The sequence below is a fragment of the Helicobacter pylori SA37A genome, from assembly GCF_000476015.1.
GTDB classification, from domain to species: Bacteria; Campylobacterota; Campylobacteria; order Campylobacterales; family Helicobacteraceae; genus Helicobacter; species Helicobacter pylori_DB.
In genome coordinates, this window is record NZ_CBOO010000002.1 from 86,476 (window position 1) to 103,917 (window position 17,442).

13 protein-coding genes and 1 other RNA gene are annotated in these 17,442 nt (G+C 39.7%); 9 read left to right on the forward strand and 5 right to left on the reverse strand.

From position 1 onward, the window contains the following. The first annotated feature begins 74 nt into the window (after positions 1–74). The 6 genes from dnaG (at position 75) to QT76_RS01520 (ending at position 6,772) form a co-directional block, all read left to right on the forward strand. Positions 75–1,754 carry a DNA primase gene (dnaG, locus tag QT76_RS01495; protein WP_033616295.1) on the forward strand — a complete coding sequence of 560 codons (1,680 nt, stop codon included), beginning with the start codon at positions 75–77 and terminating at the stop codon, positions 1,752–1,754. Beyond that, positions 1,751–2,803, forward strand: a complete 1,053-nt coding sequence (locus QT76_RS01500) for an MnmA/TRMU family protein (RefSeq protein ID WP_033616297.1) — start codon at positions 1,751–1,753, stop codon at positions 2,801–2,803. The genes dnaG and QT76_RS01500 overlap by 4 nt, the downstream gene beginning before the upstream one ends. Positions 2,804–2,890: 87 nt before the next feature. Further along, positions 2,891–3,718, forward strand: a complete 828-nt coding sequence (locus tag QT76_RS01505; protein ID WP_033616298.1) for a DUF5718 family protein — start codon at positions 2,891–2,893, stop codon at positions 3,716–3,718. Between the two features lie 144 nt (positions 3,719–3,862). Further along, positions 3,863–4,144 (forward strand): TrbC/VirB2 family protein, encoded by a 282-nt coding sequence (locus tag QT76_RS01510; RefSeq protein ID WP_001272690.1) that lies wholly within the window; start codon positions 3,863–3,865, stop codon positions 4,142–4,144. Further along, a complete protein-coding gene (locus tag QT76_RS01515; RefSeq protein WP_000584956.1) occupies positions 4,144–4,407 on the forward strand; it encodes a hypothetical protein in 264 nt (87 codons plus the stop codon). Before QT76_RS01510 ends, QT76_RS01515 begins: the two co-directional genes overlap by 1 nt. A gap of 1 nt (position 4,408) precedes the next feature. Continuing rightward, positions 4,409–6,772 (forward strand): VirB4 family type IV secretion/conjugal transfer ATPase, encoded by a 2,364-nt coding sequence (locus tag QT76_RS01520; protein WP_033616299.1) that lies wholly within the window; start codon positions 4,409–4,411, stop codon positions 6,770–6,772. 30 nt (positions 6,773–6,802) lie between these two features. Here the strand turns inward: QT76_RS01520 and ffs are convergent. Continuing rightward, positions 6,803–6,900: signal recognition particle sRNA small type (ffs, locus tag QT76_RS07920), an RNA gene on the reverse strand. 173 nt (positions 6,901–7,073) lie between these two features. On the opposite strand from ffs, the gene QT76_RS01525 reads away from it, so the two are divergent. From QT76_RS01525 to nspC, 3 genes are all read left to right on the forward strand, one after another. After that, the gene (locus QT76_RS01525) at positions 7,074–8,414 is read left to right on the forward strand and encodes a COG3014 family protein (RefSeq protein ID WP_033616300.1); all 1,341 of its coding nucleotides are present in this window, start codon (positions 7,074–7,076) and stop codon (positions 8,412–8,414) included. A 106-nt stretch (positions 8,415–8,520) separates the two neighbouring features. Further along, complete coding sequence (gene cheV1 / locus QT76_RS01530) at positions 8,521–9,486, forward strand: chemotaxis protein CheV1 (protein WP_033616301.1); 966 nt, start codon at positions 8,521–8,523, stop codon at positions 9,484–9,486. Then, on the forward strand, positions 9,483–10,700 hold the full coding sequence (nspC, locus tag QT76_RS01535) for a carboxynorspermidine decarboxylase (protein WP_033616302.1): 1,218 nt from the start codon (positions 9,483–9,485) through the stop codon (positions 10,698–10,700). Before cheV1 ends, nspC begins: the two co-directional genes overlap by 4 nt. Before the next feature lie 9 nt (positions 10,701–10,709). Here the strand turns inward: nspC and lpxE are convergent, their stop codons facing one another. The 4 genes from lpxE to QT76_RS01565 all read right to left on the reverse strand — a co-directional run bounded on the left by lpxE (position 10,710) and on the right by QT76_RS01565 (position 17,311). Continuing rightward, a complete protein-coding gene (gene lpxE, locus QT76_RS01540; protein WP_229303877.1) occupies positions 10,710–11,243 on the reverse strand; it encodes a lipid A 1-phosphatase LpxE in 534 nt (177 codons plus the stop codon). Positions 11,244–11,292: 49 nt separating this feature from the next. Next, complete coding sequence (gene eptA / locus QT76_RS01545; protein ID WP_033616305.1) at positions 11,293–12,864, reverse strand: phosphoethanolamine--lipid A transferase EptA; 1,572 nt, start codon at positions 12,862–12,864, stop codon at positions 11,293–11,295. Between the two features lie 609 nt (positions 12,865–13,473). Beyond that, a complete protein-coding gene (locus tag QT76_RS01560; protein ID WP_033616306.1) occupies positions 13,474–15,585 on the reverse strand; it encodes a SabA family sialic acid-binding adhesin in 2,112 nt (703 codons plus the stop codon). A gap of 445 nt (positions 15,586–16,030) precedes the next feature. Then, entirely contained in the window at positions 16,031–17,311 is a 1,281-nt protein-coding gene (locus QT76_RS01565) for a citrate synthase (RefSeq protein WP_033616307.1), read from the reverse strand. Positions 17,312–17,442: the final 131 nt, after the last annotated feature.

Here is a 17,442-nt window from a genome sequence, read left to right on the forward strand (position 1 = left end):
AAGATTTTATTTATTGAGTATAATTCATTCAAACAGCTTAAAACAAGAAAGCACGATGAAAGAAAGCATGAAAAATGATTCTTAAAAGTTCCATTGATCGTCTTTTGCAAACGATAGACATTGTAGAAGTCATTAGCTCTTATGTGGATTTAAGAAAATCAGGTTCTAATTACATGGCTTGTTGCCCTTTCCATGAGGAAAGGAGCGCGAGTTTTAGCGTCAATCAAATTAAAGGGTTTTACCATTGCTTTGGGTGTGGGGCGAGCGGGGATAGCATTCAATTTGTGATGGAGTTTGAAAAGCTTTCGTTTGTGGAAGCGCTTGAAAAATTAGCCCGCCGATTCAATGTGGCTTTAGAACACGATAAAGGCGTTTATTACGATCACAAAGAAGATTACCACCTTTTAGAAATGGTGAGTTCGTTGTATCAAGAAGAGCTTTTTAACGCCCCGTTTTTTTTAGATTATTTGCAAAAAAGAGGGCTTAATTTAGAGAGTATCAAAGCGTTTAAATTAGGCTTATGCACAAACAGGATTTATCATGGCATTGAAAATAAAAATTTGAATAAGGACAAGCTCCTTGAATTAGGCGTGTTAGGCAAAAACGATAACGATCAGAAAACCTATTTACGCTTTTTAGATCGCATCATGTTCCCTATTTATAACCCTAGCGCTCAAGTGGTGGGTTTTGGAGGGCGCACTTTAAAAGAAAAAGCAGCCAAGTATATCAATTCGCCCCAAAATAAGCTTTTTGATAAATCCAGTTTGCTCTATGGCTATCATTTGGCTAAAGAAAGCATTTACAAACAAAAACAAGTCATTGTAACCGAGGGGTATTTGGATGTGATTTTATTGCACCAAGCGGGTTTTAAAAACGCCATAGCCACGCTTGGGACGGCTCTAACGCCATCGCATTTGCCCTTGCTTAAAAAAGGCGATCCAGAAATTCTTTTGAGCTATGATGGGGATAAGGCAGGGAGGAATGCGGCGTATAAAGCGAGCTTGATGTTAGCTAAAGAGCAAAGAAAAGGGGGGGTGATTCTATTTGAAAACAACCTAGACCCAGCGGATATGATCGCTAATAACCAGATTGGAACCTTGAAAGATTGGTTATCGCACCCCATAGCTTTTATTGAATTTGTTTTAAGGCGCATGGCAGATTCCTATCTTTTAGACGATCCTTTAGAAAAAGATAAGGCTCTTAAAGAAATGTTAGGGTTTTTAAAAAACTTTTCCTTGCTTTTACAAAGCGAATACAAGCCCTTAATCGCTTCTCTTTTGCAAGTGCCTTTGCATGTTTTAGGGATTAGAGAGCGAGTCTCTTTTCAGCCTTTTTACCCCAAAACAGAAAAACCTAATCTTGCTCAAAAGTTTGTTAATGCTTCTAACACACTCAGTTTGGAATTTTTAGAAAAATTAGTGATCCGCTATCTTTTAGAAGACAGAAGCTTGTTGGATTTAGCGGTGGGTTATATCCATAGTGGGGTATTCTTGCATAAAAAACAAGAATTTGACGCTTTGTGTCAAGAAAAATTAGACGACCCTAAATTAGTTGCGTTATTATTAGATGCGAATTTACCCCTAAAAAAAGGGGGGTTTGAAAAGGAATTGCGTTTGTTGATTTTGCGCTATTTTGAGCGGCAACTCAAAGAAATCCCTAAAAGTTCGCTCCCTTTTAGCGAAAAAATGATCTTTTTAAAAAAGGCTCGCCAGGCCATTATGAAATTAAAACAAGGAGAATTAGTCGCCATATGAAAAAGATTAAAGCTTTAGCCCTATTCAGTGGGGGGTTGGATAGTTTGTTGTCTATGAAATTGCTCATTGATCAAGGCATTGAAGTAACCGCTTTGCACTTTAATATAGGGTTTGGAGGGAATAAAGATAAAAGAGAGTATTTTGAAAACGCCACTGCGCAAATCGGGGCTAAGCTCCTAGTGTGCGATATTAGAGAGCAGTTTTTTAACGATGTGTTGTTCAAGCCCAAATACGGCTATGGGAAATATTTCAACCCTTGCATTGATTGCCATGCCAACATGTTTAGGAACGCTTTTTATAAAATGCTTGAATTGGATGCGGATTTTGTTTTGAGTGGGGAAGTGCTAGGGCAACGCCCTAAATCCCAAAGGAAAGAAGCGCTCAATCAGGTGAGAAAATTAGTCAGAGAAGTGGGCGAAGAGGCGCGTTTTGATCCCGTTTTAGACCGAACGCAAGCAAGCGGTGAAAAACCGCAATTTTTAGACGAATTGCTCTTAAGGCCCATGAGCGCTAAACTCTTAGAGCCTACTTTTATGGAAAAAAAGGGTTTTGTTGATAGAGAAAAGCTTTTAGATGTGAGTGGTAGGGGGCGTGCTAGGCAATTGCAAATGATCAAAGATTATGGCTTGAAATATTATGAAAAGCCAGGTGGGGGGTGCTTGCTTACGGATATTCAAGTGAGTAATAAGATTAAGAATTTGAAAGAATACAGAGAAATGGTGTTTGAAGATAGTGCGATTGTCAAAAACGGGCGTTATTTTGTCCTACCCCATAACGCTCGCTTGGTGGTGGCAAGGAATGAAGAAGAAAACCATAAGCTAGACATCCAACACCCCTTAATGGATAAGATTGAATTATTAAGCTGTAAAGGCCCTTTGAGTTTGGTGGATAAAAACGCCAGCAAAGAAGATAAAGAATTGGCCGGTCGTATCGCTTTAGGCTATGCTAAGACTTTAAAAAATCAAGCTTACCTCATTCAAATAGGGAATGAAAAGTGCGAGCTTTACCCTTTGGATAAAGAGAGCGCTAGAGAGTATTTGTTCGCTTAAAAGGGAGTTTTTGAGAATTTTAGGGGTTTTCTTTTATGCTATAATGAAAAAAGCTCTAATCATTAAGCTATTTGCTAGGAGGTTTGCATGCAAGAGTTTTTAGGTTTTGGTGTGGTGGGGAATTTTGCAGGGCATTTGGAGCAAGCAGGAGAGAGTCATAGTTTTATTAATATGAAAAGCGAAGAAAAGGACGCCCCCAAGGGGTTGTTCCCTTTTTATATCCCGTATGAGAATTGCTATCTGGGGCGTTGTTGCATTAATAACCATAAGATTATTTTGCCTAGTGATTTGAATTTGAAAGTGCAAGCAGAGCCAGAAATCGCTTTAGAATGCGATGTTAAATACGATGAAAAACATTTGGTAACCAAGCTTGTGCCTAATTTTTTCATGGCGTTTAATGACGCTTCTGTGCGTAATCTAGACGCCGCAAAACTCTCTCAAAAAAAGAATTTTTCACCAGCTTCTAAAGGCATAGGGCAGAAATTGCCCATTGACAGGTTTGTTTATGGGGGGGTGTGCAATAATTTTTCTATCGCGTCTTTTTTGAAATACGATAATGTTTGGCACGTTTATGGGGAAAACAGCAAATTGCTCAAATACGAGTTTTTTTATCAAAAGCTCTTAGATTGGATTAAAGACAGATTGAACCACCAACAAGATGGCGATTCTTTAGAGGCTTTAAGGCCTTTTTTAGAACGCCATAACTTCCCTACTAAAATGATTTTTGCGATCGGGGCTACCCCTTATATGCCTTTTGCGCAAGAGCATTTTTTACAAAAAGGCGATGAGGTGGTGATTGTTGCTTACAACCATTTGCAATATAGTTTTGAAAAGATTCAAAACCTCTTAGAAGAGGACGCCCTACAAGCCAAAGAACACACTAATCTTTCTTATGTCTATCAAATCGTAGAATAGTAAGGCTTTTTTCTCTTTAGCTTTGCTTTTTTACCCTTTTAAAGATAAAACCACCCCTTTTGACCCCCTTTTAGAGGATTTTTATGGTTTTTTTGAGATAATAAAGCCTTATAAAGTTAATTAAAATTAAACAAAAGGGTTGTGATGTCCGCTCATTTTTTAAAAATCGTTTTTTTAGTAGGCATGTGCGTTTCAAGTTTGTTCGCTGAAGGTTTAGAAGGTTTTTTTAACGCCCTAGAAGCCCAGCTCAAAAGCCCCATCGCTAAGGGGATTTTAATGGTGATTTTCATAGGGATCGCTATTTATGTGTGGAGGAATTTAGACCGGTGGAAAGAGATTTTATTCACGATCCTTGGCGTGGTGTTTGGGATTTTTTTATTCTTTAAGGCCCCGAGTTTAGCGAATTGGTTTATGGGAATTTTTTAATGATTATCCTCTCAGCGAGCGTGAAGAATTTGCGTGAAATTTCGGTTAAAGAAAAATTTTTATGGCTGAACGCTAAATCTTATTTGATTTCTGTTTTTGCGCCTTTTATTTTGCTCCCTTGGATTGATTTATTGAGCGCTTTTTTATTGTATTTAGGGTTTTTAGCGCTCTTTAGCGTGCTGGAATTTTTTGATGAAGACATTGCGGATATTATTGTGGCTAAAAGCAAAATAAAGACTAAAACCAAATGTTATAGAGCGTAGGATGTTAGAAAAGCTTTTAGGCGCTATCAAACAAAGAGTTTCAAACTATTTTTTAGGGGTTTTGCCTAAAAGCTATTCTATGAGCGAAGAAAACAACATTTTAGGCTTGTATGATGAGCATTTTTTACTCACTAAAAACGAAAACTTAGTGGGCATCCTCCGTTTAGAAGGAGTTAGCTACACCCATTTAAGCACAGAGCAATTGCAAGATCTTTTCACCGAGCGCCAAATGGCGTTGGATTCTTTAGAAAAGGTCGTGGCGCGCCTGGTGGTTAAAAGGCGTAAAATTGATTATAAACAAAACATTCAATCTGATTCTCAATACTTGCAAGCGATCTTGAATCAATTTGAAAATAAAGAAGTGTATGAGAATCAGTATTTTTTAGTTTTAGAAAGCACTCACTCTTTACAAGGTGTTTTGGAGCATAAGAAAAAATCTCTCATGCATGCCAATAAGGAAAATTTTAAGGATATTCTCTCTTATAAAGTGCATTTTTTGCAAGAAATTTTAAAAAGCCTAGAAATCCAGCTCAAAAACTACGCCCCCAAACTCTTAAACTCCAAAGAGGTTTTGAATTTTTATGCAGAATACATTAATGGGTTTGATCTCCCTTTAAAACCCCTAGTAGGGGGGTATTTGAGCGATAGCTATATCGCTAGCTCTATCACTTTTGAAAAAGATTATTTCATTCAAGAAAGTTTTAACCAAAAAACCTACAACCGCTTGATTGGCATTAAAGCTTATGAGAGCGAAAGGATCACTTCTATAGCGGTGGGAGCGCTTTTATACCAAGAGACTCCACTAGATATTATCTTTTCTATAGAGCCTATGAGCGCGCATAAAACGCTGAGTTTTTTAAAAGAGAGAGCCAAGTTTAGCATGTCTAATCTCGTTAAAAACGAGCTGCTAGAATACCAAGAATTAGTCAAAACCAAACGCCTATCCATGCAAAAATTCGCCCTAAACATTCTTATCAAAGCCCCCAGTTTAGAGGATTTAGACGCTCAAACAAGCTTAGTTTTAGGGCTTTTATTTAAAGAAAACTTAGTGGGCGTTATAGAAACTTTTGGCTTGAAAGGGGGGTATTTTTCCTTTTTCCCTGAACGCATCCATTTAAACCACCGCTTGCGCTTTTTAACCTCTAAAGCCCTAGCGTGTTTGATGGTGTTTGAAAGGCAAAATTTAGGCTTTAAGGCTAATTCATGGGGGAATAGCCCTTTGAGCGTGTTTAAAAATTTGGATTATTCCCCTTTTTTATTCAATTTCCACAACCAAGAAGTGAGCCACAACAACGCTAAAGAAATCGCCAGAGTGAATGGGCATACTTTAATCATAGGGGCTACCGGGAGCGGTAAAAGCACGCTGATTAGCTTTTTAATGATGAGCGCTTTGAAATACCAAAACATGCGCCTTTTAGCTTTTGACAGGATGCAAGGGCTGTATTCTTTCACCAAATTTTTTAAAGGGCATTACCATGACGGCCAATCTTTTAGCATCAACCCCTTTTGTTTAGAGCCTAATTTGCAGAATTTGGAATTTTTGCAATCCTTTTTTTTGAGCATGTTTGATCTTGCCCCTTCAAGGGATAAAGAAGCTTTAGAAGACATGAATGCAATTTCTGGCGCGATTAAGAGCCTTTATGAGACCTTATACCCTAAAGCCTTTAGTTTGCTAGACTTTAAAGAAACGCTTAAAAGAACCTCATCTAACCAACTAAGCTTAAGCTTGGAGCCGTATTTGAATAACCCTCTTTTTAACGCTTTGAATGACGCATTCAATTCCAACGCTTTTTTAAATGTAATCAACTTAGACGCTATCACCCAAAACCCTAAAGATTTGGGGCTTTTAGCCTATTACTTGTTTTATAAAATCTTAGAAGAATCCAGGAAAAACGATAGCGGTTTTTTGGTTTTTTTAGACGAGTTTAAATCCTATGTGGAAAACGATTTATTGAACACTAAAATCAACGCTTTAATCACGCAAGCCAGGAAAGCTAATGGCGTGGTGGTGTTGGCCTTGCAAGACATTTACCAACTCAGCGGGGTCAAAAACGCCCATAGTTTTTTAAGCAACATGGGGACTCTTATTTTGTATCCGCAAAAAAACGCTAGGGAGTTGAAACACAACTTCAATGTGCCTTTGAGCGAGACTGAAATTTCTTTTTTAGAAAACACGCCTTTGTATGCCAGGCAGGTTTTAGTCAAAAATCTGGGTAATGGGAGTTCCAACATGATTGATGTGAGTTTGGAGGGCTTGGGGCGTTATTTGAAAATCTTTAATTCAGATTCTAGTCATGTGAATAAAGTGAAAGCGTTACAAAAAGACCACCCTACAGAGTGGCGTGAGAAACTTTTGAAGAGTTAGTTTTAAAAAGTTAATATTATTTTGAAGCACTCCTATTCAGATGGCTAAGGCACACAAGAAATTAGGGGACTCTGCTGTATTCCTACCCTGAAGCGTTACCCTAAAATCCTATTGCATAGGTCTAAATAAGAGCTTAGGGATCATTTTAACCATAGAAAGCTTATGTTTTCATTAAAAATGTTATGATACGCTCAAATAGTCAAGCAAAAAAATGTCAATTAAAAGGGTTAGATTGAAAATATTCGTTCTGTTGATGTCGGTAATTTTAGGAATATCATTAACAGGTTGCATAGGCTATCGTATGGACTTAGAACATTTTAACACGCTCTATTATGAAGAAAGCCCTAAACAAGCTTATGAATATTCTAAACAATTCACTAAGAAAAAAAAGAACGCTCTTTTATGGGACTTGCAAAACGGCTTGAGCGCTTTATACGCAAGGGATTATAAGACTTCTTTAGGGGTATTGGATCAAGCCGAGCAACGCTTTGATAAAACCCAAAGCGCTTTCACAAGAGGGGCTGGTTATGTGGGCGCTACCATGATTAATGATAACGTGCGTGCTTATGGGGGGAATATTTATGAGGGCGTTTTAATCAATTATTACAAAGCGATAGACTACATGCTTTTAAACGATAGCGCGAAAGCTAGGGTGCAATTCAACCGCGCGAATGAACGCCAGCGCAGGGCTAAAGAATTTTATTATGAGGAAGTGCAAAAAGCCATTAAAGAGATCGATTCTAGCAAAAAGCACAATATTAATATGGAACGCTCTAGGGTAGAAGTGAGCGAGATTTTAAACAACACCTATTCTAATTTAGACAAATACGAAGCTTATCAAGGCTTGCTTAACCCGGCGGTTTCGTATCTTTCAGGGTTGTTTTACGCTTTAAATGGGGATAAGAATAAGGGGTTAGGCTATCTTAATGAAGCCTATGGGATCAGTCAAAGCCCTTTTGTAGCCCAAGACTTGGTTTTTTTCAAAAACCCTAACAGGAGCCATTTCACTTGGATCATCATTGAAGATGGTAAAGAGCCGCAAAAAAGTGAATTTAAAATTGATGTGCCTATTTTTATGATCGATTCGGTTTATAACGTGAGTATAGCCTTGCCCAAGCTAGAAAAAGGGGAAGCGTTTTATCAAAATTTCACTCTCAAAGATGGAGAAAAAGTAACGCCCTTTGACACTTTAGCCTCAATAGATGCGGTGGTCGCTAGCGAGTTTAGGAAGCAATTGCCCTATATTATCACTAGAGCCATTTTATCGGCTACTTTTAAGGTGGGCATGCAAGCGGTAGCGAACTATTATTTAGGGTTTGTTGGAGGGCTAGTAACTTCGTTGTATTCAGGTGTGAGCACCTTTGCAGACACCAGAAACACGAGCATTTTTGCCCATAAAATCTATCTTATGCGTATCAAAAACAAAGCTTTTGAAAATTATGAAGTTCGAGCTGATTCCATTGACGCTTTTTCGTTTTCCTTAAAGCCTTGTAAAAGATCGCTTGAAAACCCTAAAGTCATTGACGCTAGGGAATTGCTTTCTGGGTTTGTAACAGCCCCACAAGTCTTTTGCTCTAACCGCCATAATATTTTATATGTGCGCAGCTTTAAAAACGGGTTTGTTTTGAGTCATTTAAAATGATTCCAAAACCCCCCAAAGAATTTTTTAGTTTTTAAGTGTCGTTGGCATTAAACACAAACACGATATAATTATAAAACGATACGAAAACCTAAATTAAGGGGAAGTCATGGCTGATAGTTTAGCGGGCATTGATCAAGTTACGAGTTTGCATAAAAATAACGAGTTGCAATTGTTGTGTTTCAGGCTGGGTAAAAACAAGGATTTGTATGCGGTCAATGTCTTTAAGATCCGTGAAGTGGTGAAATACCATGGCAATCTCACTATCATCAGCCACGAAAACAATTCGCTCGTTGAGGGCTTGATCATTATAAGAGAGCTCACCATTCCTTTGATTGATATGAAAAAATGGTTTTATTATGACAGCCAAAACAAGAGCAAGGATTTACGCCCTTATAGGATAGAAAAAGAAAAAGGCGAAGACGATATTGTTATGATTTGTGAGTTTTCTCGCTGGACCATAGGGGTTAGGATCTATGAAGCGGATAGGATTTTGAGCAAGAAATGGACTGAAATGGAGCAAAGCGCTGGGTTAGGGGGATCTGCAGGCAATAACAAACTCGTGAGCCGCACGCGCTATTTTGACGGGCGCTTGGTGCAAGTGGTGGATATTGAAAAAATGCTTATAGATGTGTTCCCTTGGATTGAAGATGAAAAACACAGCGATTTAGAGACGCTTTCTAAAATCCATTCTAACCAATGCGTTTTGCTCGCTGATGACTCCCCAAGCGTTTTAAAAACCATGCAAATGATTTTAGACAAGCTGGGCGTCAAGCATATAGATTTTATCAATGGTAAAACCTTATTAGAGCATTTATTCAACCCCACAACCGATGTGAGTAATATTGGCCTTATCATCACCGATTTAGAAATGCCAGAAGCGAGCGGTTTTGAAGTGATCAAACAGGTTAAAAACGATCCTTTGACTTCAAAAATCCCTATCGTGGTCAATTCTTCTATGAGCGGCAGCTCTAATGAAGACATGGCCAGGAGCTTGAAGGCCGATGATTTCATCTCCAAGTCTAACCCCAAAGACATCCAGCGAGTGGTTAAGCAATTTTTGGAATTAGCATGAAAAAATACAGCGTTATCCCCACCCCTTGCTATGTGCTAGAGAGCGAACGCTTAGAAAAAAACGCTAAGATTTTAGAAATCGTGCGCCAACAAAGCGGGGCAAAGGTTTTGCTCGCTTTAAAGGGGTATGCGTTTTGGCGTGAGTTTGGGATTTTGAGGCAAAAATTGAACGGGTGTTGCGCGAGCGGTCTTTATGAGGCTAAGCTCGCTTTTGAAGAATTTGGGGGGCGAGAGAGCCACAAAGAAATTTGCGTTTATAGCCCGGCTTTCAAAGAGGCTGAAATGAGCGCGATTTTACCCCTAGCGACAAGCATTATTTTCAACTCTTTTCACCAATACGCCACCTATAAAGACAGGATTTTAGACAAAAACAAGCAATTAGAAAACTTGGGCTTAAGCCCTATTAAAATGGGTTTAAGAATAAACCCTCTTTATAGCGAAGTAACCCCAGCGATCTATAACCCATGCTCTAAAATGAGCCGGTTAGGGATTACGCCTAGCGGATTTGAAAAGGGGGTGAAAGAGCATGGCTTAGAGGGGGTGAGTGGGTTGCATTTCCATACGCATTGCGAGCAAAACGCCGACGCTTTGTGCCGGACTTTAGAGCATGTAGAAAGGCATTTCAAGCCTTATTTAGAAAACATGGCGTGGGTGAATTTTGGTGGGGGGCATCATATCACTAGGAGCGATTATGATGTGAATTTACTCATCCAAACGATTAAGGATTTTAAAGAGCGTTATCATGATATAGAAGTGGTTTTAGAGCCTGGGGAAGCCATAGGGTGGCAATGCGGGTTTTTAATCGCAAGCGTGATAGACATCGTTCAAAACGATCAAGAAATTGCGATTTTAGACGCTTCTTTTAGCGCTCACATGCCCGATTGCTTAGAAATGCCTTATCGCCCTAGTATCCTTAAAATTTCCATAGAAAACGATGAAGAAATTATTGAAGTTGAAAAGGGCGAAAATCAAGGGGCGTTTTCTTATTTTTTAGGCGGCCCTACTTGTTTAGCGGGGGATTTTATGGGGAGCTTTAGCTTTGATACGCCTTTAAAAAGGGGCGATAAAATCGTGTTTCAAGACATGCTCCATTATACGATTGTCAAAAACAACTCGTTTAACGGCGTGCCGCTCCCAAGCCTGGCTAAACTGGATCAACAAGGGTTTAAAATCCTTAAAAACTTTTCTTATGAAGATTATAAAAACAGAAATTAAGGTTTTTGATTAAGGCTTTTTGGGGCTTGTAAAAAGGCTTACGCACAACATTCCAACGCCAAGCCCGGCCAACACCGCACCAATGGTGTGCATGTCTAAATAAATGCGAGCGAGCATGGTTAAAGGGACTAGGGGTAAGAGCCAAAAGTATTTTTTAAAAGAATAGCGGCGCATTAAAAACGCCACCGCCAAACCCACCATAGACGAATGCCCGCTTGGCATGTTGAAATTACCTCCATAAGGGCGCTCGCCCAAACGCTGATCGTTGATCGTTACATGGTTTAAGGCTCTTTTAGCAGTGTGCGTGAGAAAAGTTGTAGCGATAGAAGCGTTAGCGACTTGAAAAAGCCCTATCGCATCTCTTTGAATTAAAGGAATCGCCACAGATAAAATCGTAGGGATAAAGCGCACATAATGCTCGGTGAGATGAAACACTAAAGGCACGCTAGGCTGTTTAGGGACTTTAGGGAAGGGCGCAAAAATGCCTGATAAAATCAAGCCCAAACTGAGCGCTAACAAAGTTTTAGAAAAGCTTTTCGGCAGGCTTTCACAAAATTTTTGTTTAAATAAGAATTTTTTCATGCGTGTTATTTTACTCTTTTTTGTGTTTGAGCAGATCTAAAGAAGGGCGATAAACAGCGCTAGGGTTTTTAAAATCTTCAAACACCCCTAAAACGCTATGGAAAATCACATTTTGATTAATGGGGGTTTGGGTTTGGATAATGGAATGCTTTTCTTTAAAATAATCATTGGCATAAAGAATAAAGGGGATCTCGTATTGCTCTTTGGGGGCGATGCTTTTAGGAATGCCATGCAAATAGAACGCTTCTTCGCCCAAACTTTCGCCATGATCGCTTAAATAAATCATTAAAGCGGGCTGCTTGGCTTTTTCAAGCATGCTAATGATTTTGTCTAACAGATAGTCGTTGTAAAAAATGGTGTTGTCATAGGCGTTAATCAGGCTTTCTTTGGAGCAAGAAGACAGATCAGCACTTGAGCAATAGGGTTTAAACACCCTAAAATTTAAAGGCACTTTGTTGTCATAGTTTGGGCCATGCGAGCCGGCAAGGTGCAAGATGAGTAAGACGTTTTCGTTAGAGTGTTCTTTTAAAAGGTCAGGCAAATTATAGAGTAAGGATTCATCATAAGGAGCGATCGCTTCGCAATTGGGGCATTTTTGAATCAATTCGTAGTTTTTACGATAGCTGGTAACCTTAACGTTCTTTTCGCCGTCATTCGCGCTATACCAAAAGACTTTGATACCGGCTTTAGTCAAGTAAGTGGGCAAGTTTTCATAAACGCCCAAGCTGTTTTTAAAAGAAGAATCTAAAATGCATTCCAAACTCGCTGTCGTGTAAGTGGTGCAAGAAGTGGCGTTAAAAAGAGTGAGTTCGTGATTTTCTAAGCGTTTGCTTAATCTTGGGGTGGTGGGTTTTTGATAGCCATAAAGGGCGTAATTATGTTTCCTAGCGCTTTCGCCAATGACTAGCACCACAAACGAATGAGAATGGTTGGGCGAAAAGAGAGGGAGCGGCTTGATAGTGGGGGCGAAAAATTTGAGAGCGCTCACTCTAAAAGCGTTCACACTATAAGCGAAGGGCAAAATTAAGCCCCCTATGAATTTCGCATGCTTATCAAACCACAGCCAATTTTTAGCGTTAGCTAAAGCGCTAGCGATAAAAATAAACACTAACGCCAAGATCGCTAAAAAGGGCGCTTTTTTAGAAGAATTTTTAAGAGGGATTTTATAAATGATATAGCCGGGTAACACCCCAAAAACAACGATAAAAACGAATAATTTAACGCTCAAAAAGCCTAAAACTTCATGCGTGTTGGTGTTTAAGACATTACCCATCATGCTCTTATTTAAAAACACCTTATAAGCGCTAATGAAATAGAAAGCGATGGAATTGAGCCAACTAAAAACAACCGCGCTTAAGCGCATTAAAGAAGCAGAGATCAAGCCTAACGCCAAAAAAAGAGCACCATTAACGCAAAAAAGCACCACAACCATCATGGCGATAAAACTAACCTGGTTGCTTTCTTTATAAACATAAGCGAACAAAGGGAAATGGTATAAAACGCCAAAAATAAGGCTATAAAGCAAACCGGCTTGCAGACAACTCAGGGGTTTTAAAAACTTCAGATGGAATAATGATGCCAAACACGCCCCTTAAGATCAATCAATCTTAGGATTATATCGTAGGTATGGGGATTTTATGGTTTATTTTAAAGTGGAAAGCACTTTTTTTAGGGTGGTTGCATTTAAGAGCTTTAAAGCGCGTTTGTTGTAGGATTTCATCACGCCCCATAGTTAGGATATGGGGCAAATCCAAATAAGGAGCATGCCATGAAGCGTAAAAGTGGCAAACGCTCTTGGAAACTATTATACCTTGAAATTTCTTTTTCTTGGTTTAAGGTAGTGTTTTTGATGAAACGCTAATTTCTAAGAGCGTTCCCCTAAGCCTAAAAAGCTTAGGGGTTTCCTTTTTGATCGGGTTTGTCCTTGACTTTTGGGGCGTTTTTTGGTTAGTGGAACGCGCGAACGCTAAAGATGTTTGGGGTTTCTTGCTTGGGTGGTTTAAAATGATCGCTTGAATAACGCTAATTTTTATTTAGATTGTAAAAAACGCCTTTGAGTATTTTTTGTGATTAACGCTTGAAGTCAAAAAACTTTGTTTGGTGGAAAAAATTAAAAAAAGCTAAAAGAAAAGTCAGTTAAAAGAAGTGGATTAAACCCCCTAAAAAGAGGGTTTAAAAAGGGGTTTAGCTTTTAGTAAGCAAACACATAGTTGAGATACACGCTATAAAGCCTTCTGTATTGCAAGGTAGTGCCTAGCAAAGAATAGTAATTCGTGTTGATCGTGGGGATCTTCACGCCTAATTCCATGCCATGTTGAGCGCTGTGTTCACTGCCTCTTTTCTTATTCCTGGCGAGGTTGGTCCTTAAGCCCAGATTGAATAAGAATTGGAAATTCGCCGTGTTGATTTTAGCTTTATAGTAATTGTTCACATTCGCTAAATTCACATACTGAGAATTAAGCCATGAAGTGCCAGCTAACGCAATACCGCCAAACGCGCCAAAAGAAATTTTATTGTGTTTAGTGGCTTTATCGTTGATGAAATTCACTAACAAATCGCTCCCCACGCCATAAGTCCACACATCAGAAGAGGCGTTGAAAAATTGGGATTTATTATAGGTGTGGTTGTAATCCACAAAGCCATAATACCTTAAGCCCCACCATTTCTTTTCCCCAAAAAATTGCTTGTAGCCCGCTTGAAAGCCGATCCCATTCATCGCGCCGTTGTTGGTGGTAGAAGCGGCGATTAGACCAGCGCGTCTGAAAGGGTTACTGCCGAGCTCTTGACTCCTGGATTGCACTTGAGAGTGGATGTTGGAGTCAATGTAGTAGTTATCTTGTATGCCTTGCGGGCTATAAGGGTTGTTTTTTTTGCTCACCACATTTTGCAAAGATTGAGCGTCAGGCAATCTTGAGACAGCGGCCGTGATGCTGTCATAATGTTCCCCTAGCTTTTGGTATTGGCCGCTGAAATTCGCTAAAGTGTAGGCGAGATCTCGTGCATGGTTGATTCGATCAGCTTGGTTGCCAAAATGAGCGAGACTGTCTTTTAAGGCCGTTACGCTTTGTTCCACATACGCGCAACCGGCTCCCCAAGTGTTAGAAGTAACCGTGCCGGATGGCGTGCCACGGAGGTTGCCATCGCTACCCTTTTCATGGCATACCCCTAAAGAGTCTTTCACAAAGGCTGCAGGGATTCTTTCAAAGTCTTTCACCACTTGTTGGGCGCGGTTTAAAATCTCCGCTTGCGCTTTGGCGTTAGCGAGCATGCTTTGAGCGAAAGTTGCGTCCTTGTAGGGGTTGAATGTTTTTCCAGCGTCCAGGTTGATTTGGTTTTGCGCGTTTGCGGTAACGATTTTGGATTGCTCTACGGCTATTGCAGCGTTTTTGATCATGTCTTGAATCGCGCTGATTTCGTTTTTAAAAGATCCGCACGCTGTCCCATCGCCGCCTATATCTTTCCAATAATTTTTACCGCCATTGCTCAACCATGGGCATGCCTCATTAAGGGTGGTTAAAATCGTGCTGGCTTGTTTTAAAAGCTCTTGAGCGTTGTTGGAGACTTTGATGTCCTCTTTAGTTTCTTTATATTCCCCATTGACCCACTTGATTGAAACAAATTGCCCGTTAGTCCATGGGAATTTCCATCTTTCTCCTGGCTGGACAGTATCGTTTTTCTTCCCTTTAATTTCAAAAGCGAGTTCTTTGGTGTCGCTTAAAGCGGGAATATCTTTCCCACTGCTCCCAAAAGCCTTTTGAATGATCTGGTAAGCTCTATTGATTTTTGCGTAGTTTTCAGTGGATATACCGCTCCACTTTCCTGGTTCATAAAACGAATCGCAAGTAATGGTAGTCCCCCCATTTGCTGGCACATTTTCAAAGGTTTGAACGCCCCCATTTTTATCTTTGTTACTACCAGGACCACAAACGCTGATCGAATAGCTCATCACTTGCCACAACCCCGCTGCTGCATTCAAGCTCAAAAGCACCGCTTGATACGCCGGGGAGTTGGTTTTGTCATTGATTAAATTCTTCGCGCTCGCATTCAAATTAGTCCTTGTGTTATTGATAGCGACAGGGTCTGCGGATTGCTTGATGAGAGTGTTTAGGACGCTATAGCTCGTTAAAAGATTGTTCAACCTTTCATAGCTGTCTGAAAGATCTTGAATGCCTTTGGTGTTTTTCACCATTTGGGTGGATTCACCGATTTGATAACCCACACTGACAAAAAAGCCGTTGTCTTCAGCGCTTAAAGCGGAAACTAAAAGCGAACCTAAGGTTAATGACAGAAATTTTTTCTTCATGTTTTCTCCTTTTTCCTTTAAAATAAGATTGAAATCGTTGGTGAGTCTTGCAGAAATGTGTCTTTAAGTAAAGCCATACCGCAAGCTTTCGTTAATATAGTATAAATTGATGGGATTTTGTCATTAATGGGTGGTTTTGCCCTTTCAAAAAAAAAAAAAAGGTTTTTGTGTTGTTTCTAAACAAATATTAAACCAATAAAGGTCATTTTAAAAGGAATGAGATTGTTTGAATAGGGGTAGCTATAAAAAAGGGGGGTTAATTTTATTTTAAAGCTTATTTTCTTAAGGGGATAAGGGGTATTTGAAATCATTCTCCCTACAACCCCCTTAAATATCCCCCTAAGAAGAGCGCTTTTTAATCAAATTATCGCTTGACTAGCGTCAAGCTTTTCTTATTAGCGCTTGTGCAAGCTTTTTACTAAAAACGCTAAAGCATTTTGAGATTTTATTTCCCTACATAGACTTGTCTTGGGCGCGTGATCCTGGCTTGCGGGCTTTTGATATGCTCTAAAAGTTGCGCACACCAACCCACGGTCCTACCAATGACAAAAACCGGCGTGAAAAAACGCACCGGGATTTTTAAAGCCCTTAAAATGGTGCCGGAGTAAAAATCCACATTAGGGTAGAGATTCCTTTCAATGAAATACTCGTCTTTTAGGGCGATTTCTTCCACTTTTGCAGCGATTTCGCTCAAGCGTTCGTCCATTTTAACGCCTTTTTTATGCAGTTCGTCTTTTAAGCCTTTTAAGATTTTAGCGCGCGGATCGTAGCTTTTATACACCCTATGCCCAAAGCCCATGAGTTTGAAGCTGTCGTTTTTGTCTTTCACTCGCGCGATGTATTTATCCACATTTTTCACATCGCCGATTTCTTCTAATTGTAAAAGCACTTTTTCATTCGCTCCGCCATGCAAATGCCCCCACAAAGCGCTAATACCCGCGCTAATGGCGGCATAAGGATGCACGCCGGTGCTAGCGACATTCCTTACCGTGGTAGAAGAGGCATTTTGCCCATGGTCAGCGTGTAGGGTTAGGATTTTATCAAAGGCCTCCACTTCTAGGGGCGTGATTTCTACTTCGCCTTGAGTGGTGTGTTTTAAGCGGCTATAAGGATACCCTCTCAGCATAAAAAGGATATTTTCCACATAAGAGCGTGCGATGTCCGGGTAAATAATGGGCGCTCCCACTTCATTGCGATAGCAAATAGCCGCAAGCGTGGGGATTTTAGCGACAATCCTTCTGGCCATAGTCTGGTAATCTTCTTCAGTGTGCATGTTTTGGTGCGTGGAATAAAGGGTGGATAAAATAGACACACCGCTAGAGAGTTTCGCCATAGGGTGGGCGTTGCTAGGGAAAGCTGAAAACATGTTGAGTAAGCTCTCATGCACAAAGCTTCTGTGGCGTAGTTCTAGTTCAAATTCCAAGCTTTCATCTTGATTTTTGGGTAATTCCCCTGTGAGAAGCAATTTGCACACATCTACATATTTGTATTTGGCGACTAAATCCTCTATTCTATGCCCTCTGTAATACAATTCGCCTTTTTTGCCGTTGATATAGCTGATCTTAGATTGGCACCCAGCGGTAGAAGAATACCCTGGATCGTAAGAAAAAAACCCAGTCGTTTCAAAAAGCTTGGAAAAATCCACCGCTTTAGGTCCACGGGTGCATTCAATCGTCTCAAATTCATAGCGTTCATTATTTTCATTATTGATTAAAGTGACAGACATTTGACTTCCTTAAGTTTTTAGAATGATAGCATTCAATTATAAGCCAAAAAATTAAATATTTTTTTAAAAACATTTCGTTTTTTCAAGTTATTTCCAACCGCTACTTTTAAACACGCATTCAAAAAAAAGAT

What these genes read in the sequence shown, in the direction of transcription:
- QT76_RS01520 (WP_033616299.1), top strand. Translation starts at nt 4,409, where the DNA reads ATGTTAGAAAAGCTTTTAGGCGCTATCAAACAAAGAGTTTCAAACTAT.
- nspC (WP_033616302.1), top strand. Translation starts at nt 9,483, where the DNA reads ATGAAAAAATACAGCGTTATCCCCACCCCTTGCTATGTGCTAGAGAGC.
- QT76_RS01565 (WP_033616307.1), bottom strand. Translation starts at nt 17,311, where the DNA reads ATGTCTGTCACTTTAATCAATAATGAAAATAATGAACGCTATGAATTT.
- QT76_RS01505 (WP_033616298.1), top strand. Translation starts at nt 2,891, where the DNA reads ATGCAAGAGTTTTTAGGTTTTGGTGTGGTGGGGAATTTTGCAGGGCAT.
- cheV1 (WP_033616301.1), top strand. Translation starts at nt 8,521, where the DNA reads ATGGCTGATAGTTTAGCGGGCATTGATCAAGTTACGAGTTTGCATAAA.
- dnaG (WP_033616295.1), top strand. Translation starts at nt 75, where the DNA reads ATGATTCTTAAAAGTTCCATTGATCGTCTTTTGCAAACGATAGACATT.
- QT76_RS01510 (WP_001272690.1), top strand. Translation starts at nt 3,863, where the DNA reads ATGTCCGCTCATTTTTTAAAAATCGTTTTTTTAGTAGGCATGTGCGTT.
- QT76_RS01500 (WP_033616297.1), top strand. Translation starts at nt 1,751, where the DNA reads ATGAAAAAGATTAAAGCTTTAGCCCTATTCAGTGGGGGGTTGGATAGT.
- QT76_RS01515 (WP_000584956.1), top strand. Translation starts at nt 4,144, where the DNA reads ATGATTATCCTCTCAGCGAGCGTGAAGAATTTGCGTGAAATTTCGGTT.
- QT76_RS01560 (WP_033616306.1), bottom strand. Translation starts at nt 15,585, where the DNA reads ATGAAGAAAAAATTTCTGTCATTAACCTTAGGTTCGCTTTTAGTTTCC.
- QT76_RS01525 (WP_033616300.1), top strand. Translation starts at nt 7,074, where the DNA reads ATGGACTTAGAACATTTTAACACGCTCTATTATGAAGAAAGCCCTAAA.